Consider the following 538-nt stretch of genomic DNA (forward strand, 5'->3'; position numbering starts at 1 on the left):
CGGATCCGGACGAGGCGGTCGCGCAGATCCGCCCGTACCTCGACGCCGGGTTGAATCACCTCGTGTTCCACGCTCCCGGGCACGATCAGAAGCGGTTCCTGGAGTTGTTCGAGAAGGACCTGGCACCCCGGCTGCGGGGACTCGCATGACACACAACGTGACCGATACCCCGCTGTGGCAGAAACTGTCTGATCACCACCGGGAAGTCGTATCCACGCACCTGCGGGAATTGTTCGACACCGACCCGAACCGCGGCACCGACCTTGCCCTTCGAGGACGCCCAGGCCCGCGCCCAGCAGGCGCGGGCAGTCGATCCCATTCTGGCCGAACGATTCCGGGCGGAGGCGACGGCGCTGCGCCGGCAACGGCACGAGGCGCAGCAGCTCGTGGACGGGCTCGTGGCCGGTGTTCCCCGCGGCGCGCAGCGTCGACGACATCTCGGAACAGGGGCAGGTGGGCACGCGCCGTCGGGAACAGACCGAAATTCGGCCGCCGCGCGGCGATGGCCCCCAACCGCAGCCCAACGCCTCTCGGAGCA

At 69.0% G+C, this 538-nt stretch carries 1 protein-coding gene and 1 pseudogene; both read left to right on the forward strand.

What is annotated here, in order from left to right:
• Positions 1-149, forward strand: a pseudogene (locus tag P3H15_RS54975) (glucose-6-phosphate dehydrogenase (coenzyme-F420)); the annotation flags it as partial.
• Positions 150-263: 114 nt separating this feature from the next.
• Positions 264-538, forward strand: a 275-nt coding sequence (locus P3H15_RS54980) for a hypothetical protein (RefSeq protein WP_276144947.1), incomplete at its 3' end; no start/stop codon positions are given.

Source organism: Rhodococcus sp. T2V (assembly GCF_029269925.1).
In the GTDB taxonomy this organism is placed as follows: domain Bacteria; phylum Actinomycetota; class Actinomycetes; order Mycobacteriales; family Mycobacteriaceae; genus Rhodococcus_F; species Rhodococcus_F koreensis.